The following is an 18,300-nucleotide window of genomic DNA, read 5'->3' as shown; positions in this document are numbered from 1 at the left end:
CGCGGCGGGCGCTGCCGCGGCCATTCGCTGCCCGGTTCGGGCCGCTTACATCCTTACATCTTGGCGGGCGCGGATACGCCGAGCACCGCCAGACCGTTCTCGAGCACCTGCCGGGTCGCGGCGAGCAGCGCGGCGCGCGCATTGCGCGGCGCTTCGTCGTCGACCAGCACGCGCTCCGCATTGTAGAACGAGTGGAATTCGCCAGCGAGATCGCGCAGGTAGAACGCGACCGCGTGCGGCGCCAGCTCGTTCGCCGCGTGCGTGAGCATGTCCGGGTACTCGGCGAGCTTCTGCATCAGCGACGCGGCCTGCGCGCTCGTGAGCTGCGACAGGTCGGCGCCCGGCAGCTGCGCGACGTCGACGTTGTAGCGCGACTTCAGTTCGTTGAGCACCGAGCAGATCCGCGCATGCGCGTACTGGACGTAATAGACCGGGTTTTCGTCGTTCTGTTTCAGCGCGAGATCGATGTCGAACACGAACTCGGTATCGGCCTTGCGCGAGATCAGGAAGAAACGCACCGCGTCGCGGCCGCGCGTGATGGTCGCCTCGTCGATCAGGTCGGGTGCCGCTTCCTGGCCCGGCGCCGCGCCGCCCGACCATTCGATCAGGTCGCGCACCGTCACGTAGCTGCCCGCGCGCTTCGAGAGCTTCACTTCCTGGCCGTCGCGCATCACGGTGACCATCTTGTGCAGCACGTAGTCGGGATAGCCCTTCGGGATCCCGACGTGCAGCCCCTGCAGGCCGGCGCGCACGCGCGCGATCGTGCCGTGGTGGTCCGAGCCCTGGATGTTGATCACCTTCGTGAAGCCGCGCTCCCACTTCGCCACGTGGTACGCCACGTCCGGCACGAAGTACGTGTAGGTGCCGTCCGACTTGCGCATCACGCGATCCTTGTCGTCGCCTTCGTCGGTCGTGCGCAGCCACAGCGCGCCGTCCTGCTCGTAGGTCATGCCGGCCTTGATCAGCGCGTCGACCGTCTTCTCGACGCGGCCTTCGCTGTACAGCGAAGACTCGAGGTAGTACTGGTCGAACTTCACGCCGAACGCCTGCAGGTCCATGTCCTGCTCGCGACGCAGGTACGTCACCGCGAACTTGCGGATCGCGTCGAGATCCTCGACGTCGCCCGTGCCCTTCGCCGGTTCGCCGTCGGACGCGGCGACCGTTTCGCCGTTCAGGTAGTCGCGTGCGATGTCGGCGATGTATTCGCCGTTGTACGCGGCTTCCGGCCAGCCCGCGTCGCCCGGCTTCAGGCCGCGCGCGCGCGCCTGGGTCGAGATCGCGAGGTTGCCGATCTGCACGCCCGCATCGTTGTAGTAGAACTCGCGGTGCACCGCGTAGCCCTGGCTCGCGATCACGTTCGCGAGCACGTCGCCGAGCGCGGCCTGGCGGCCGTGGCCGACGTGCAGCGGGCCGGTCGGGTTCGCCGACACGAATTCGAGCAGCACCTGCTTGCCTTTCTCGCGATCCGACGTGCCGAACGCGCGGCCCTGGGCGAACACGGCGGCGATCACCGCCTGTTTCGCGGCGGCCGACAGGCGCAGGTTGATGAAGCCGGGGCCGGCGATTTCGGCGGCTTCGACGAGCCCTTGCGCGGCCGGCTGCGCGTTGAGCGCGGCGACGATCTGCTCGGCGAGCTGGCGCGGGTTCGCGCCGAGCGGCTTGGCGAGCTGCATCGCGACGTTGCACGCGACGTCGCCGTGCGCGGCGACCTTCGGGCGCTCCAGCGTGATGGCCGGGGCGACGAACGCCGCGTCGGCGCCTTTCAGCGCGTGTGCGACCTGCTTGACGCTATCCGCGAGCAGGGCTTCGAGGGTCTGTTTGTGTGCTGGCAGCATGCTGGTAGAAGGCTTGGTTGGTGGCGGCCGGAAACGCCGGCCCGCCGGCGCGCTTTTTAAGCGCGCGTTTCAGGGATCGCAGAATTTTAACAGGTGCTAATATGCCGATCAGGCGGCCCGTGTCCGCGAGGCCGGGCGCCGGTCTGCCGGCGTTCCCCAACGGCATCGCGCAGGCACAACAAGAGAAAAGGGAATAGTCATGATTACGTTCAAGAGCAAGGCGGCACAGGATCTCGACGTGCTGAAGGATTTCGCCGTATATGTGTTGAGCCTCGTCGGCAAGCAGCTGGGCGAGCGCGGCGTGATTACGCACGACGAACTGGACAGCGCGATCGCGAAGCTGGAAGGGGCGGTTGCGCAGGCGAAGCAGGAGCGCGCCGAGCACGCCGGCCATTTCCACGAAGACGAAGCCGACCATGCGCACCATGAAGTGCCGCCGAACCTGGCACAGCGCGTCGCGCCGTTCCTGATGATGCTGCGCGAAGCGAAGGCCGGCGAGGCCGACGTGCACTGGGGTTTCTGAGCTTCCTTGCCCGGCGGTAAGCGGGTCGGAAAGGCAGGAAAAAGCCCGCTTTCGAGCGGGCTTTTTCTTTTTGTCTGACCAAACGGGCGGGGGCGCCCGCCGGCGCCGCTCAGAGCTGCGGCGCGAGCGCGCGGCGCGCGTCGTCGAGCGACAGCGCCATGCGCTGCGCGTAGTCCTCGAGTTGATCCTGCCCGATTTTCCCGACGGAGAAATACCGGCTGTCCGGGTTCGCGAGGTAGAAGCCCGACACGCTTGCGGCCGGCAGCATCGCCAGCGAGTCGGTCACGCTCATGCCGATCTCGTCGGCGCGCAGCACGTCGAACATGTCGCGCTTCACGAGGTGGTCGGGGCAGGCCGGGTAGCCGGGCGCCGGGCGGATGCCCGCGTACTTCTCGGCGATCAGCGCGTCGTTGTCGAGCGTTTCGCCGTTCGCATAGCCCCACAGCTCGCGTCGCACGCGCGCGTGCATCGCTTCCGCGAGCGCTTCCGCGAAGCGGTCGGCGAGCGCCTTCAGCATGATCGCGCTGTAGTCGTCGTGGTCGGCTTCGAACTGCTTTTCCTTCACGTCGACGCCGAGGCCGGCCGTCACCGCGAACATCCCGATGTAGTCGGCGACGCCCGATTCCTTCGGCGCGATGAAGTCGGCGAGCGAGCGGTTCGGCCGCATCACGCCGTCGACCACCGGACGCACGCTCTGCTGGCGCAGGTTGCGCCACGTGAGCAGCACTTCCGAGCGCGACTCGTCGCTGTAGATCTCGATGTCGTCGTCGTTGACGGTGTTCGCCGGCAGCAGCGCGATCACGCCGTTCGCGGTCAGCCAGCGGCCCTGGATCAGGCGCGCGAGCATCGATTTCGCGTCGGAGAACACGCGTCGCGCCGATTCGCCGACGATCTCGTCGTTCAGGATCGCCGGGTACGGGCCCGCGAGATCCCACGTCTGGAAGAACGGGCCCCAGTCGATGTAGTTCGCGAGATCGTTCAGGTCGTAGTTCTTGAACACGCGGCGGCCGATGAACTTCGGTTTCGCGGGCGTGGTGTTCGCCCAGTCGATCTTCGCCTTGTTCGCGCGCGCTTCGGCCAGCGTGACCATCGGCTGCACCTTGCGGTTTGCGTGCTGGTCGCGGATGCGTTCGTAATCGGACTTCAGCTCGTCGAGGTACTTCGTCGCGCCTTCGTCCGACAGCAGGCTCGACGCGACCGACACCGAGCGCGACGCATCGGGCACGTAGACGACCGGGCCTTCGTAGTGCGGCGCGATCTTCACGGCCGTGTGCACGCGCGACGTGGTCGCGCCGCCGATCAGCAGCGGGATCTTCTTCACGCGGAAGTAGTCGTCGCGCTGCATTTCGGACGCGACGTAGGCCATTTCCTCGAGGCTCGGCGTGATGAGGCCCGACAGCCCGATGATGTCCGCGCCTTCGACCTTTGCTTTCGCGAGGATCTCGTTGCACGGGACCATCACGCCCATGTTGACCACTTCGAAGTTGTTGCACTGGAGCACGACCGACACGATGTTCTTGCCGATGTCGTGCACGTCGCCCTTCACGGTCGCGATGACGATCTTGCCTTTTGCGCGCACGTCGCCGCCCGCTTCCGCGAGCAGGCGTTTTTCTTCCTCGATGAACGGGATCAGGTGCGCGACGGCCTGCTTCATCACGCGCGCCGACTTCACGACCTGCGGCAGGAACATCTTGCCCTGGCCGAACAGGTCGCCGACGATGTTCATCCCGTCCATCAGCGGGCCTTCGATCACGTTGATCGGGCGGCCGCCCGCCGCGTCGATCTTCGCGCGCACTTCCTCGGTATCCTCGACGATGAAGGTCGTGATGCCGTGCACGAGTGCGTGCGAGAGCCGCTTCTCGACCGGCTGGTTGCGCCACTCGAGGTTCTCTTCCTTCTTCGCGCCGCCGACCTTGAACTTGTCGGCGATCTCGAGCAGGCGGTCGGTGGAATCGTCGCGGCGGTTCAGGATCACGTCCTCGACGCGCTCGCGCAGCTCTGCGTCGAGATCGGCATACACGCCGAGCTGGCCCGCGTTCACGATGCCCATGTCCATCCCCGCCTGGATCGCGTGGTACAGGAACACGGTGTGGATCGCCTCACGCACCGGGTCGTTGCCGCGGAACGAGAACGACACGTTCGACACGCCGCCGCTCACCTTCGCGTACGGCAGGTTCTGCTTGATCCAGCGGGTCGCCTCGATGAAGTCGACCGCGTAGTTGTTGTGTTCCTCGATGCCGGTCGCGACCGCGAAGATGTTCGGGTCGAAGATGATGTCTTCCGGCGGGAAGCCGACTTCGTTCACGAGGAAGTCGTACGAGCGCTTGCAGATCTCCGTCTTGCGCGCGTACGTATCGGCCTGGCCCGTCTCGTCGAACGCCATCACGACGGCGGCCGCGCCATAGCGGCGGATCAGGCTCGCGTGGTGGCGGAACGCTTCCTCGCCTTCCTTCAGCGAGATCGAGTTCACGATCGCCTTGCCCTGCACGCACTTGAGGCCGGCCTCGATCACGTCCCACTTCGACGAGTCGATCATGATCGGCACGCGCGCGATGTCCGGCTCCGACGCGATCAGGTTCAGGAAGCGCACCATCGCCGCCTTCGAATCGAGCATCGCCTCGTCCATGTTGATGTCGATCACCTGCGCGCCGTTCTCGACCTGCTGGCGCGCGACGGCCAGCGCGTCGTCGAACTGGCCGTTGAGGATCATTCGCGCGAACGCCTTCGAGCCGGTGACGTTGGTGCGTTCACCGACGTTGATGAAAAGCGTTCCGGACGTGACGTTGAACGGCTCGAGGCCGGCAAGGCGCATCATGTGATCGGTCATGGTGTGCGAATTCGTGTAATGAAGGGCGTGGGCGGTCGGGTCAGGCGTTGTCGCTGTACTGGTTCGGCCAGCGGCGCGGCTTCACGTCGGCGAGCGCCTTCGCGATCTCGGCGATGTGCTCGGGCGTCGTGCCGCAGCAGCCGCCCGCGAGGTTCACGAGCCCGGCCTGCGCGAATTCCTTCAGCAGGCCCGACGTGACGTCAGGCGTTTCGTCGAAGCCGGTGTCGCTCATCGGGTTCGGCAGGCCCGCGTTCGGGTAGCACGACACGTAGGTGTCGCACAGCTTCGCGAGCTCGGCGATGTACGGGCGCATCAGCGCCGCGCCGAGCGCGCAGTTCAGGCCGAACGTGAGCGGCTTCGCGTGGCGCAGCGAATTCCAGAATGCCTCGACCGTCTGGCCCGACAGGATCCGGCCGGACGCGTCGGTGACGGTGCCCGAGATCATGATCGGCAGGCGCTCGCCGGTGTCTTCGAACAGCTCGTCGAGCGCGAACAGCGCGGCTTTCGCGTTCAGCGTGTCGAAGATCGTCTCGACGAGGAACAGATCGACGCCGCCGTCGAGCAGCGCCTTCGCCTGCTGGTAGTACGCGGTGCGCAGTTCGTCGAACGTGACGTTGCGCGCGCCCGGATCGTTGACGTCCGGCGAGATGCTCGCCGTCTTCGGCGTCGGCCCGATCGCACCCGCGACGAAGCGCGGTTTGTCGGGCGTCGCGTATTTCGCGGCCGATTCGCGCGCGAGCCGCGCCGATTCGACGTTCATCTCGACGACGAGATCTTCCATCCCGTAGTCGGCCTGCGCGACGGTCGTCGCGCCGAACGTGTTGGTCTCGACGATGTCGGCGCCGGCGGCGAAGTACTGGTCGTGGATCTCGCCGATGATCTGCGGCTGCGTGAGCGACAGCAGCTCGTTGTTGCCCTTGATGTCGCGCGGGAAATCCTTGAAGCGCTCGCCGCGATACGCGGCTTCGTCGAGCTTGTAGCGCTGGATCATCGTGCCCATCGCGCCGTCGAGGATCAGGATGCGCGATTTCAGCAGCGCGGGCAGTGCGGCGCCGCGCGTGTAGCGCGCGTCGAGCGGGGCGGAAGCGGCGAGAGGAGTCGCAGACATGGGCGATGGACCGGCGAAGACGGGAAAACCGTCATTGTAGCCGGTGCGCCTGGCCGTCGCCCGGCCTTGCGCGGCGCCGGCGGCGTGCCCGCCAAATGAAAACCCCCGCGCGGCGAACCGGGCGGGGGCATGATCGGAGTGCTCGCGGCGCCGCGTCGGTGCGCGGCGAATGGCCCGGCCGCGCGAGGTGCCGGGCTGAGGTCGTCAGTGCAGCACGACCGGCATCATCATCAGGCTGTCGAATTGTCCGAGGAATTCGTCGACTTCGTCGAGCGACGGTTCATCCTCGATCAGCTGTTTCACGTGTGCGCGGAAGCGTTCGGCAAGTTCGCCGTCGATGAAGATTTCGCGCTGCGCGTTCTTGTCGACGATTTCGTACCCACCGGCATTCATCAGATGGTGGCCGGCCTGCGGCGCGAATTCGACGACGCAGTAGTTGGGGCTGTTGTAGATCATTTGCATGGCGGCACTCCTCTTCGCAGTGGCATCTGGCCTTGTTGTCCCCTAGGTGGGGCGAGCCTTGCCGGTTTCAAGGGGCTTGCGCTGCACACCCTGTTCCCGTTGTGTAGGGTGTATCGGTTAGAAGCCGATGTCTATGAAACGTTTCTTATTGTCTGCCGGTGTACGGAAATAGTTGTTAAAGAGTGTCATCGGCCATTTCGCGGAAATCTGTAATCGGTCGAAATTGCCGAATCGCGGGCGTTCATTCACGGTGCAGCCGGTGACGATGCGGGCGGTGCAGCCGGTTGTGCCGGCGGTTGCACGACGGCCGGCTGCGCGGGTTGTGCCGGTTCGTCGGTTGATGTGTCGGGCGCCGCGGCGGCGGCGGGCGGGTTCGTTGCGCCGCCTGCCGGCGCGGCATCGGACGGCGCGCCCGGCGCCGCGATCCGGCCGTGCCACAGCAGTTCGATCTGCGCGCCGCTCGGCTCGGTCTGCACGAGCCGTGCTGGCAGCCAGTCGAGCGACGGCGCGAGCCACATGTCGATGCGGCGCGTGTCGCCGTCGCGGCGCGGCAGGCGCATGAAGTGCCGCGCATTGATGATACCGGCTTGTGTCTGCACCTGCTCGTCGCCGATCACCGTGATCGGCCAGGTCTCGCCGCTGTTGTTGTCGATCACGAAGAACTGCTGCGTGACGCCCGGCTTGTAGGCGGCGGGATTGCCGCGCACGAGCCCCGACAACTGCATCAGCATGCTGAAGCGGTCCTGCACGCCGTCGGGCAGCGGCGCGTTGTTCGGCGTGCGCGTAAACACGACCTGCCGGATCTCGCGGTTGAAGATCGCGATGTCTTCCGGCCGCTTGCCGCGCTTCTCGACGTAACGGTCGGGCGCGACGCCGAATGCGTCGATGCGGCCTTCGCTGCGATAGTTGAACGGGCCGACGAACGGCACGGGCATCGATACCGACAGGTCGTAGGTGCGTCCGTCGGTGCGCCAGTGGATCGTGCCGATCATGTTCTGCATCCCGTTGTAGAACGTGTCGTACTGCAGGTCGCCGGACGGCGGCGCGGAGAACTTCACGCCGTTCGTCGCGGGGCCCGGCGTCACGGCACTGGCGGCGCCGGCGGCCGACGCGGCGTGCGCGCCCGATGTGCCCGATGCGCCGGGTACGCCGCTTGCCGCGGATGCGGCGGCCGGTGGCGGCTCCGCGTGCTCGGCGGTCTGTGTCGATGTGAGGACGGGCTCAGGCGCGGGTTTCGGTGCGGCGGCCTTGGGCGTGGCCGCCGCGGCCGCGGCCGGATGCTCGACCGGCTTCGGCGCGGCCGGCGCGGGCTGGCGCTCGATCGGTTGCGGCTTCAGCAGCTCGATCTGCACGGGGACTTCGGCGGGCGCGGGCGGCGTGAACGAATCGCGGTTGCGCATCAGCCAGAGCGCGGCGAGCGCGTGCAGCACCAGCACGACGACGAGCGCGATACCCACGCGCAGCCAGCGGCGGGGCAGGGCGTGACGCGGGCGAATGTCGGCAGGCTGCATGGGCATCGGAACAGGATCGGGGCGAGCGCGTGACGTCGGGCGCGCAGTGCGCGCCACAGGAGTCGGACCGTCGGATGCGCCGCGCGTTCGCGGTGCGCGGCGTGTACCGGGGTGTCGCGCGCGAGTCAGGCGTCGCGCGCGTCGGGACTATAGCCGAGTTCGTAAGACAGTTTCCGCGCGCACGCGCGCAGCGCCGTGTCGATCTCGCCGCCCCACGCAATGTCGAACGAGCCTTCCTGCCCGAGCGCGACGATCGCGAGCGCGAGTTCGCCGACCGCATCGAACACGGGCATGCAGAACGCGTGGATCGTCGGCAGCAGCATCCCCTCGACGCGCGCGGCCTCGTGTTCGCGCACGTCGGCGAGCACCGCGTCGACCTCGTCGAGCGTGCGCGGGCCGCCGTGGTGCGGCGAGCGGCGCGTATCCGCGAGTTCGCGCTCGAGCATCGCGGCGGTCTTGCCGCGCGGCAGGTATGCGGCGAACAGCAGCCCCGTCGCGGAGCCGAGCAGCGGCATCACGTCGCCGAGCTTCAGCGACGCCTTCGCCGGATGGCTCGACTCCATCCAGTGCACGATCGTCGGCCCCTGGTTGCCCCACACCGCGATGCCGACGGTCTGGTCGAGGCGGTCGCGGAATTCGGTCAGCGCGATCCGCGCGAGCTTCACGCCGTCGACGCGCGCGAGCCGCGCGAGCCCCATCTGCAGCGCGAAGCCGCCGAGTTCGTAGCGGCCCGAGACGGGGTCCTGCGACACGACGCCGAGCCGCGAGAAGCTGACCAGATAGCGGTGCGCCTTCGCAGGGCTCATGCCCGCGCGCTGCGCGAGGTCGCGCAGCATCATCGCGCGCGGCTCGCTCGTCAGCACGTCGAGCAGGCGGAAGCCGACCTCGATCGACTGGATGCCGGAACGGACCTTCTCGCCGTGCTCGCCGGAGCCGGCGTCATCGGTGTCGGAGTCGGCGAGATCGTCGTCGGGAAGCGGGTTGGCGGGCATGGGCAGCGGGTGCGCGAAAATGCGGCAAGGATCGGAGCGAAGACGGCGTGCGCGATCGTGGCGCGCCGCATGGATTCACCATCGTAAAATAGATTCCTTCCATCGTCACTACAACGGCAGAACTCCCTATGAAACTTGCTTCGCTGAAGGACGGCACGCGCGACGGCCAGCTGATCGTCGTGTCGCGCGACCTGCACACCGCGGCGATCGCCGACGCGATCGCGCCGACGCTGCAGCGCGTCCTCGACGACTGGGCGTTCTACGCGCCGCAGCTGCGCGACCTGTACGACGCACTGAACCACGGCCGCGCGCGCAACGCGTTCACGTTCGATCCGGCCAACTGCATGGCGCCGCTGCCGCGCGCGTTCCAGTGGGCGGACGGCTCCGCGTACGTGAACCACGTCGAGCTCGTGCGCCGCGCGCGCGGCGCGGAGATGCCGCCCGAGTTCTGGACCGACCCGCTGATGTACCAGGGCGGCAGCGACGATTTCCTCGGCGCGCGCGACGACGTCGTGTGCCCGTCCGAGGAGTGGGGCATCGATTTCGAGGCGGAAGTCGCGGTGATCACCGGCGACGTGCCGATGAGCGTTTCGCCCGACGACGCACTGAAGGCGGTGCGGCTCGTCACGCTCGTCAACGACGTGTCGCTGCGCAACCTGATTCCGGCCGAGCTCGCGAAGGGCTTCGGTTTCTTCCAGAGCAAGCCGGCCACCGCGTTCGCGCCGGTCGCCGTGACGCCCGACGAGCTCGGCGACGAATGGCGCGACGGCCGCGTGCACCGGCCGATGATCGTGCACTGGAACGGCAAGAAGGTCGGCCAGCCCGATGCGGGCACCGACATGGTGTTCCACTTCGGCCAGCTGGTCGCGCACGCGGCGAAGACGCGCAACCTGCGCGCCGGCTCGATCGTCGGCTCGGGCACGGTGTCGAACAAGGACGCGAAGCGCGGCTACTGCTGCATCGCCGAGAAGCGCTGCCTCGAGACGATCGAACACGGCGCGCCGCAGACGGAGTTCATGCGTTACGGCGACACCGTGCGCATCGAGATGTTCGATGCGGCCGGCAAGTCGATCTTCGGCGCGATCGAACAGTCGGTCGCACCGCCCGACGGCGCGGCTTAAGCCACGCAATGCCCGCGCGAAACCCGATCCCGGCCCGCGCGCCGGGTTTCGCCTGATGTTTGCTCGCGCAGGCTTGGCTACACTCGATCAAGCATAGGAGCAGCCCATGTCAGATCTCGCCGCGTACGGCGGTTACGAAGCACTGAAGGTGACGCGCCGCGACCACGGCGTGCTCGACATCGTGATGAGCGGCGAGGGCGCGAACCGCAGCGGTCTCGCGACCGCGAACGCGCGCATGCATCGCGAGCTGGCCGACATCTGGCGCGACGTCGACCGCGATCCCGACACGCGCGTCGCGGTGATCCGCGGCGAAGGCAAGGGCTTTTCGGCGGGCGGCGATCTCGCGCTCGTCGAGGACATGGCGAACGACTTCGACGTGCGCGCCCGCGTGTGGCGCGAGGCGCGCGACCTCGTGTACAACGTGATCAACTGCAGCAAGCCGATCGTGTCGGCGATGCATGGCCCGGCCGTCGGCGCGGGGCTCGTCGCCGGGCTGCTCGCCGACATCTCGATCGCCGCGAAGGATGCGCGCATCATCGACGGCCATACGCGGCTCGGCGTCGCGGCTGGCGACCACGCGGCGATCGTGTGGCCGCTGCTGTGCGGGATGGCGAAGGCGAAGTACTACCTGCTGCTGTGCGAGCCCGTGAGCGGCGCGGAGGCCGAGCGGATCGGCCTGGTGTCGCTCGCGGTCGAGCCGGCCGACCTGCTGCCGAAGGCGTACGAAGTGGCCGAGCGGCTCGCGCACGGTTCGCAATCGGCGATCCGCTGGACCAAGTACGCGCTGAACAACTGGCTGCGCACGGCCGGGCCGACCTTCGATACGTCGCTCGCGCTCGAATTCATGGGCTTCTCGGGGCCCGACGTGCAGGAAGGCATCCGTTCGCTGCGCGAGCGGCGCCCGCCCGACTTCCCCGGCGACGCGCCGTTCTGACGCGCGCTATGATCGAACCACGCGCGGCTGCGCGACGCATGGCGGCCGCCTCGCTCCCCCAGTCAACCAGGACGCCCGTATGACGACCGATGCCTCCGGCTCCAACCCTTTCGCCGGCTTTGCCGGTTTCAAGCCCGCCGACATGATGGACCGGATGTGGGACATGATGCGGATGTCGCCGTTCGGCGGGATGGCGTCGTTTCCGGGCGCCGCGCACGGGCTGCCGCCGTCGCTGTCGAGCATGTCCGACATGATGGCGCCGCTCACGAGCGTCGAGGAACTCGACAAGCGGATCACCGATCTGCGCGCGGTCGAGCAGTGGCTGAAGCTCAATCTCGGGATGCTGCAGTCCGCGATCCAGGCACTCGAAGTGCAGCGTGCGACGCTCGCGACGCTGCGGGCGTTCGGCGCGTTCGCGCAAAGCTCGATGTCGGCGGCCGAGGAAGCGGCCGTCGCGGCGGCGCAGGCGGCGAAAGCCGCATCGACATCGCCGGACGCCGCGGCTTCCGCGTCCGCCGCGGATGCGCCGCCGGAAGGCGACGCCGCGCAGCAGGCCTTCGACCCGTCCGGCTGGTGGAACCTGCTGCAGTCGCAGTTCAACCAGCTCGCGAGCCTCGCGATGGCGCAGCCGGGCATGCAGCCCGCGGCGCCGGGCGACGCACCGCCGGATGCGGCAACCGCACCGCCGGAGCCGGCCGCGAAGCCCGCGCCGGCTGCCGCCGCACCGCGCAAGCCCGCGGCGAAGCGCGCGAAGCCGGCCGATTCGGCCGCGGCACGCGCGGCAGCCGCGTCGTCGCCCGCAACCCGTCCGCCGAAGCGCTCGACGTGACGCGGCGCAGATAGCAGGTCGATCATGCGGCTCGCGCTTGTTCTGATGGGAGGCGGCGCGCGTGCCGCCTACCAGGTCGGCGTGCTGAAGGCGCTGGCCGAGATCGCGCGCGAGGCCGATCCGCAACGGCACACGCTGCCGTTCGCGGTCGTGTGCGGCTCGTCGGCCGGCGCGATCAACGCGACGTCGATCGCGAGCCACGCGGACGACTTTTCGCACGGTGTGCGGCGCCTGCTCGAATTCTGGGAGCCGCTGCGTGCCGACTACGTGTATCGGACCGACTGGCTCGGCGTCGCGGCCGCCGGCGCCCGCTGGCTCGCGGCGATGACGTTCGGCTGGGCGTCCCGCCGCTCGCCGCGCGGGCTGCTCGACAACACGCCGCTCGCGCACCTGCTGCACCGCGAACTGAGCTTCCACCGGATCGAGCAGATGCTCGAGGCGCGCCTGCTGCACGCGCTCGCCGTGACGGCGCTCAGCTATTCGAGCGGCCGGCACCTCACGTTCTACCAGGCGGCCGAGCCGATCCAGGCGTGGCGGCGCGCGCAGCGCACCGCGCGGCTCGTCGACCTGTCGGCGTCGCACCTGCTCGCGTCGTCGGCCATTCCGTTCGTGTTCCCGGCCGTGCCGCTCGTGCTCGACGGGCAGATCGAGTACTTCGGCGACGGTTCGATCCGGCAGATCGCGCCGCTGTCGCCGGCGATCCACTTCGGCGCGGACCGGATCGTCGTGGTCGGCGCGGCCGACCCGCGGCCCGAGATTCCGGCCGCGAACGGCGCGGGCCTGGTGCGCGGCTACCCGACGCTCGCGCAGATCGGCCAGCAGGTGCTCGCGAGCGTGTTCCTCGACTCGATCGGCTCGGACATCGAGCGGATCGAGCACATCAACCGGATGATCGAGCACCTGCCGCACCAGGTCGAGGTCGACAGCGGCTGGCGGCACGTCGACGTGCTCGCGATCGCGCCGTCCGAGCGCATCGAGCTGATCGCCGCGAAACACCTGAAGCAGATGCCGGCGACGATGCGCGGGCTGCTCGGCGCGATCGGCGGCAGCCAGCCGGCCGGCGCGTCGTTCGCGAGCTACCTGCTGTTCGAGGAGGCGTTCACGCGCGAACTGATCGAGCTCGGCTACCGCGACGGGCGCGCGCAGCGCGACACGCTCGCCGCCTGGATCGCGCTGGCGGACGGCGGCAGCGCGCCGGCGGCCGGCACGCCGCCGGAAGACGGCCGCGCGACGGGCGAAATACGGGTCTGACGCGCGTGGATCGCGCGAGGTTGTGTTTTCGCGACGGTCGGCCGCGACCGATCGCCGCACCGCGATGGGCGGCGCGCGGGCCGGCAGGCGTCTCGGAACCGACATGTACGCGTGATATCATGGCCGCCGCCGTATACACCATATCGAGCAGCCCGCCGATCCGGCATCCGCACGGGAACCCTGCCGGGAACCCGCCTGGGGCAGGGGACGGGGGCGCCAACGAGCCGGCCAGCGCCGGCCCCCAACTCAGGCAAGCGCGGCCGGCACCGTTCGAACGGTGCGGGGCGGCGGGATGCCGCAACGGCGGCGGCGCGGCCGCCCGGCTGCCGGACGTGGAATCAGCGTCCGGCGGGTCGGTTTCACGCGTAAAATTACAGTCTTGGCTGCAAAAAGCGCGCTCGGTGCGCTTTCGCGGCAACAGTCACGTTTAGAGAAGTCGCATTGCGCAGAACAGGGGTGGGACCATCATGAACACGATGCTTTATCCGGAACTTTACAGGTCGCTCGAAGCCGTCCGCTGGGACATGGAGAAGGACATTCCGTGGGACAAGTTCGACGCTTCGCTGCTCACCGACGAGCAGGCGAAGACGATCAAGATGAACGCGATCACCGAATGGTCGGCGCTGCCCGCGACGGAGATGTTCCTGCGCGACAACCAGCACGACAGCGACTTTTCCGCATTCATGAGCGTGTGGTTCTTCGAGGAGCAGAAGCATTCGCTCGTGCTGATGGAATACCTGCGCCGCTTCAAGCCGGAAATGGTGCCGACCGAAGAGGAGCTGCACGCGGTGCGCTTCCAGTTCGATCCGGCGCCGCCGCTCGAGACGCTGATGCTGCACTTCTGCGGCGAGATCCGCCTGAATCACTGGTATCGCTGCGCGGCCGACTGGCACACCGAACCCGTCATCAAGCAGATCTACGAAACGATCTCGCGCGATGAAGCGCGCCACGGCGGCGCGTACCTGCGCTACATGAAGAAGGCGCTGAACAACTGCGGCGACGTCGCGCGTGCCGCGTTCGCGAAGATCGGCGTGCTGATGGCGTCGGCGCGCCGCACCGAGAAGCCGCTGCACCCGACCAACCTGCACGTGAACCAGGCGCTGTTCCCGCGCGACACCGTGCAGTCGCGCCTACCCGATCCGGAATGGCTCGAGCGCTGGCTCGACGAACAGATCCGGTTCGACGGCGAGTGGGAAAAGAAGGTCGTCGAGCGCATCCTGCACAACCTGTCGATCCTGTTCGAGCGCACGTTCGCGACCGCGCAGGAACTGAACCGGTATCGCAAGGAAGTCACCGGCCGCCTGCAGGCCGAGAGCGGCCCGTCGTCGGCCGCGCAGCCGGCCTGAGGCCGCACGGCGCCGCGTTGCGCCGTTTCGCATCCGTTGCATGAAGCCCGCCCGGCCGGTCCGGCGGGCTTTTTATCTGGCGCCGCCGCCGCGTCCTGCCGTCAGGTCCGCCGCGCGCGCCGTTGCTCATTCCGTCCGATCGCCATCATGTCCGCCACTTTCGAACGCAAGCTGATCACCCGTGATGCCCTCGTCGCCCTGCGCGCGTCGCTGCCGTCGCCCGTCGTGTTCACCAACGGCGTATTCGACATCCTGCACCGTGGCCACGTCACGTATCTCGCCGACGCGAAAGCGCTCGGCGCACGCCTGATCGTCGGCGTGAACAGCGATGCATCGGTGCGCATGCTCGGCAAGGGCGACGATCGGCCGATCAACCGGGAGGACGACCGCGCGGCGCTGCTCGCGGCGCTGGAAAGCGTCGACTGGGTCGTGAAGTTCGAGGAAAAGACGCCGGTGTCGCTGATCGAGGCCGTCCGTCCGGACATCCTCGTGAAGGGCGGCGACTACGACATGGATGCGCTGCCGGAATCGGCGCTCGTGCGCGGTTGGGGCGGCCGCGCGCTGGCGATTCCGTTCGAGCACGACCGCTCGACCACCGCGTTGCTGAAGAAGGTGCGCGCGCAGCAGTCCTGAGCGCGGCCTGACGAGTTCAGGGCGCGGGCGCCGCGAGCGGCGCGGCCGTGACGGCCGGCGGCACGATCGGGCCGCCGACGACGGGTTGGTCGGTCGCCTGCGCCAGCGGCGTCACGCGCAGCGCGTCGGGCTGCACCTGCCGCGACAGCACGCCGGGTTCGCGCGGGCCGGCCGCCGGCAGCGGCCCGAACACGCCGCGCGCCACCACGAACGCCAGCATGTTGGCGAGAAAGAGAACAGCGATCAGCCAGCGCAACATCGTCGACACTCCTTTTCGTCGGTCCTTCGTTCAGTCGTTTCGTCGTTCAGTCGGATCGGCCGCATTGCCGGCCCTTTCGTTGCTTCCATGACGGTTCGCAACAGTCAGGCAACACCCCATCGATCCTGGCCGCGCGAACGGCCTGCCGCCTGTATCGCCGCGGCGCACACTTCCCCATCGTCACCGCGACGAAGCCCTGCATGGGCGTTCGTCGAATCCGCCGCCGCGGCGGCGAAGCCGGCGAATTTCCGTCAATCCTGCGCGGTCGCGTCCTCGGCGATCAGCGCGAGCCCGGACAGGATCAGCGCGTCGTGCCGCGTATGCGGGACCGTCAGCGCGCGCGCGACTTCGTCCGCCGCACCGCCGGCCAGCACGAGCCGCACGGGCGCCTGCCACGCGTCGACGAGGTCGCGCCATGCGCGTTCGATCAGCCCGGCCTGCGCGTACAGGCAGCCGGCCGACAGCGAGCGCGGTGTGTCGACCTGGAACGGTTCGGCTTGCGCGCCCGCCAGCAGCCCGCTTGCGATGTCGGTGGTCAGCGTCGGCAACTGCGCGGTGTGCGTGCCGAGCGCGCGCATCATCAGCGCCCAGCCCGGCGCGATCAGCCCGCCCGTGAAGCGGCCGTCCGCGCGCAGCGCCTCGAGCGTCGTCGCGGTGCCGAACGTCGCGATCAGCAGATGCTCGCCCGGAAATGCCGCGCGCGCGCCGATCAGGCCGGCCCAGCGGTCGCTGCCGAGCTGTTCGGGCGTCGTATAGCCGTTCGTCACGCCGCATTGTGCGGCGCGCGAGCGGATCGTCGTGCGCGGCAGGCCCGGCCAGCGGGCGTCGAGCAGCGCGTCGAGCCGTGCGGCCACGTCGGCGCCCGCGACGTTCGAGATCCATGCGCCGCGCGGACGCGGCAGGTTCGACCAGTCGGGATCGGCGCCGCCGTCGCGCGTGTGGCCGAATGCGCCCGTATCGACGAGCGTGCGCCGCGCGTCGGCGAGCGCCCACTTGATCCGGCTGTTGCCGGCGTCGATCAGCAGGTGCGGCTCGCTCATTGCGCCTCGCGCAGCGACACGTCGCCGGCCGCGATCGCCTGCACGCCGTTCGGCGTGTCGAGCAGCAACTGGCCGGTCGCATCGATCCCCGTCGCGATGCCGCGCACGCGTTCGACGCCCTGTTCCAGCAGGACGACTTCGCGGCCGGCGAACGCGTGCAGCGCGTGCCAGCGCGGCAGGAACGGCGCGAGCCCGTCGGCGCCGTACTGCGCGAGCGCGGGCGTGAGCGCGTTCAGCGACGCGGCGAGCGTATCGGTGAGATTGGCCGATGCGCACGCGATCGACAGCGCGGCGGGCGGCAGCCCGCTCGCGAGCGTCGCTTCGCGCGCGCGCAGCGCGTCGACCTGCGCGGCGACGGCTTCCGCGCCGCGCACGTTGATGCCGAAGCCGATCACGACGGCGGTCGCGTCGGCGGTGGTCCAGACGGTTTCGATCAGGATCCCGGCGAGCTTGCCGACGATGCGCGGCGTGTCGTCGCCGGGGGCCGTCAGCAGCAGGTCGTTCGGCCATTTGAGCGCGACGCGCATGCCGGCATCGAGCGGCAGCGCGGCCAGCCCTTCGGCGAGCGCGACGCCGATCGCGATGCTGAGGCCGGCGAGCGCGTCGACGGGGCGCGGCACGATGCAGCCGACCGAGCAGAGCAGCGCATTGCCGGGCTGCGCGAACCACGGGCGGCCCTGCCGGCCGCGGCCGGCCGTCTGCTCGAACGCGACGCGCACGAGCGGCGCGGGCAACGCATTCGCGTTGCGCGGCAGCGCCTTGAGCCGCGTCGCGACGTCGGCGTTGGTCGAGCCGGTGGCGGCGACGATGTCGAGCGGCCACGCGCGCGGCGCGGCGTCCAGGTGCGCCTCGAGCCGGTTGCGCGCGATGTGCGCGTCGCCGGAATCGGGCGTGTCGGAGGAGGTGGGGGCGTTCATGGCGCCTATTGTAGCGACAGGGGGCGTTGTCGCGCGCCGGGCGGTGCGCGCGACCCGCAGGGCGACGCGTGTCGCCCCGCCGCTTAGTGCTTTTCCATCTGCTCGAGCGCCTTGATGTCTTCTTCGGACGTCATTTCGCAGGCAAGCAGCGTTTTGCCCTTCAGCGCCGGGCCCTGGCGGGCCGACACGAGGATCAGCGCGCCCCCCGGCCCGCGGACCGTCAACCGGCGCGAATAGCCGACCGACGACGCGCCCAGCAGGTGGCCTTTCTCGGGCGTGAGCTGGTAGCGCGCGGCGAGCCGATCGGCGACTTCGCCGTCGATGAGCACGCCGATCCCGGTACTGACGAACACGACGTGCTGGGTGGTGAAGCCGTCACGGTGGATCGGCTCCGGCAGACGAAAGACCGCGGCGCCGAGCATCGACTCGTCCGGCTTCGGATCGGTTGCCTTCGCGGTGTTGTAGATCGAATCCATCATGTCCGACGTAAACGGCGGCTTGCAGAGCGCGGCGTTGAAGATGTCGGGATGGGCGGGCGGCGCGGCGAGTGCGACGAGCGGGGCGGCGGCGACGGAAATGGCAGCAGCGCCGACGGCGGCGCGAAGCCGGGACAGGCGATCGGACATGGGTGCAGTTCTCTCAGATTTTATTGTGAGGCTGCATGTTAAGGCATTGGCGCGCGCCGATCGACCGGCGCGCACGCCCGCGCCCC

Annotated in this window: 17 protein-coding genes; 7 read left to right on the top strand and 10 right to left on the bottom strand. The window is 68.9% G+C overall.

Annotation, left to right across the window (positions count from 1 at the left end):
- Positions 1–53 precede the first annotated feature (53 nt).
- A complete protein-coding gene (argS, locus tag ACTRWB_RS24020; RefSeq protein ID WP_446903372.1) occupies positions 54–1,835 on the bottom strand; it encodes an arginine--tRNA ligase in 1,782 nt (593 codons plus the stop codon).
- Between the two features lie 199 nt (positions 1,836–2,034).
- Between argS and ACTRWB_RS24015 the strand changes: the two genes are divergently transcribed.
- On the top strand, positions 2,035–2,358 hold the full coding sequence (locus ACTRWB_RS24015; RefSeq protein WP_048251702.1) for a DUF1840 domain-containing protein: 324 nt from the start codon (positions 2,035–2,037) through the stop codon (positions 2,356–2,358).
- A gap of 109 nt (positions 2,359–2,467) precedes the next feature.
- Here ACTRWB_RS24015 and metH read toward each other — a convergent pair whose 3' ends face one another.
- The 5 genes from metH to ACTRWB_RS23990 form a co-directional block, all read right to left on the bottom strand.
- A complete protein-coding gene (metH, locus tag ACTRWB_RS24010; RefSeq protein ID WP_446903371.1) occupies positions 2,468–5,185 on the bottom strand; it encodes a methionine synthase in 2,718 nt (905 codons plus the stop codon).
- A gap of 40 nt (positions 5,186–5,225) precedes the next feature.
- Positions 5,226–6,293 carry a homocysteine S-methyltransferase family protein gene (locus ACTRWB_RS24005; RefSeq protein ID WP_129513077.1) on the bottom strand — a complete coding sequence of 356 codons (1,068 nt, stop codon included), beginning with the start codon at positions 6,291–6,293 and terminating at the stop codon, positions 5,226–5,228.
- Positions 6,294–6,497: 204 nt separating this feature from the next.
- On the bottom strand, positions 6,498–6,755 hold the full coding sequence (locus ACTRWB_RS24000; RefSeq protein WP_006477667.1) for a BTH_I0359 family protein: 258 nt from the start codon (positions 6,753–6,755) through the stop codon (positions 6,498–6,500).
- A 245-nt stretch (positions 6,756–7,000) separates the two neighbouring features.
- Complete coding sequence (locus ACTRWB_RS23995) at positions 7,001–8,272, bottom strand: DUF3108 domain-containing protein (RefSeq protein WP_446903370.1); 1,272 nt, start codon at positions 8,270–8,272, stop codon at positions 7,001–7,003.
- Between the two features lie 119 nt (positions 8,273–8,391).
- Positions 8,392–9,258, bottom strand: coding sequence for an IclR family transcriptional regulator (locus tag ACTRWB_RS23990; RefSeq protein WP_129513075.1), 867 nt, complete (start codon positions 9,256–9,258; stop codon positions 8,392–8,394).
- 128 nt (positions 9,259–9,386) lie between these two features.
- On the opposite strand from ACTRWB_RS23990, the gene ACTRWB_RS23985 reads away from it, so the two are divergent.
- The 6 genes from ACTRWB_RS23985 (at position 9,387) to rfaE2 (ending at position 15,372) form a co-directional block, all read left to right on the top strand.
- Positions 9,387–10,379, top strand: a complete 993-nt coding sequence (locus ACTRWB_RS23985) for a fumarylacetoacetate hydrolase family protein (RefSeq protein ID WP_129513074.1) — start codon at positions 9,387–9,389, stop codon at positions 10,377–10,379.
- A gap of 106 nt (positions 10,380–10,485) precedes the next feature.
- Positions 10,486–11,313, top strand: a complete 828-nt coding sequence (locus tag ACTRWB_RS23980) for an enoyl-CoA hydratase/isomerase family protein (protein ID WP_129513073.1) — start codon at positions 10,486–10,488, stop codon at positions 11,311–11,313.
- A 79-nt stretch (positions 11,314–11,392) separates the two neighbouring features.
- Positions 11,393–12,142 (top strand): PhaM family polyhydroxyalkanoate granule multifunctional regulatory protein, encoded by a 750-nt coding sequence (locus tag ACTRWB_RS23975; RefSeq protein ID WP_446903369.1) that lies wholly within the window; start codon positions 11,393–11,395, stop codon positions 12,140–12,142.
- 24 nt (positions 12,143–12,166) lie between these two features.
- On the top strand, positions 12,167–13,393 hold the full coding sequence (locus ACTRWB_RS23970) for a patatin-like phospholipase family protein (RefSeq protein WP_446903368.1): 1,227 nt from the start codon (positions 12,167–12,169) through the stop codon (positions 13,391–13,393).
- A gap of 467 nt (positions 13,394–13,860) precedes the next feature.
- Positions 13,861–14,739 carry a diiron oxygenase gene (locus ACTRWB_RS23965; protein WP_011353352.1) on the top strand — a complete coding sequence of 293 codons (879 nt, stop codon included), beginning with the start codon at positions 13,861–13,863 and terminating at the stop codon, positions 14,737–14,739.
- A gap of 147 nt (positions 14,740–14,886) precedes the next feature.
- Positions 14,887–15,372: a D-glycero-beta-D-manno-heptose 1-phosphate adenylyltransferase gene (rfaE2, locus tag ACTRWB_RS23960; RefSeq protein ID WP_446903367.1), complete on the top strand. Its 486-nt coding sequence runs from the start codon at positions 14,887–14,889 to the stop codon at positions 15,370–15,372.
- Positions 15,373–15,388: 16 nt separating this feature from the next.
- Here the strand turns inward: rfaE2 and ACTRWB_RS23955 are convergent, their stop codons facing one another.
- The 4 genes from ACTRWB_RS23955 to ACTRWB_RS23940 form a co-directional block, all read right to left on the bottom strand.
- Positions 15,389–15,631, bottom strand: a complete 243-nt coding sequence (locus ACTRWB_RS23955) for a hypothetical protein (protein ID WP_446903366.1) — start codon at positions 15,629–15,631, stop codon at positions 15,389–15,391.
- Positions 15,632–15,882: 251 nt separating this feature from the next.
- Complete coding sequence (locus ACTRWB_RS23950; protein ID WP_446903365.1) at positions 15,883–16,671, bottom strand: type III pantothenate kinase; 789 nt, start codon at positions 16,669–16,671, stop codon at positions 15,883–15,885.
- Complete coding sequence (locus tag ACTRWB_RS23945; RefSeq protein WP_419685384.1) at positions 16,668–17,588, bottom strand: biotin--[acetyl-CoA-carboxylase] ligase; 921 nt, start codon at positions 17,586–17,588, stop codon at positions 16,668–16,670. The genes ACTRWB_RS23950 and ACTRWB_RS23945 overlap by 4 nt, the downstream gene beginning before the upstream one ends.
- Before the next feature lie 83 nt (positions 17,589–17,671).
- Positions 17,672–18,300, bottom strand: a 629-nt coding sequence (locus ACTRWB_RS23940) for a hypothetical protein (RefSeq protein ID WP_446903364.1), incomplete at its 5' end; no start/stop codon positions are given.

Source organism: Burkholderia sp. YIM B11467 (assembly GCF_052952715.1).
This window is presented reverse-complemented; position numbering and strand designations above follow the sequence as displayed.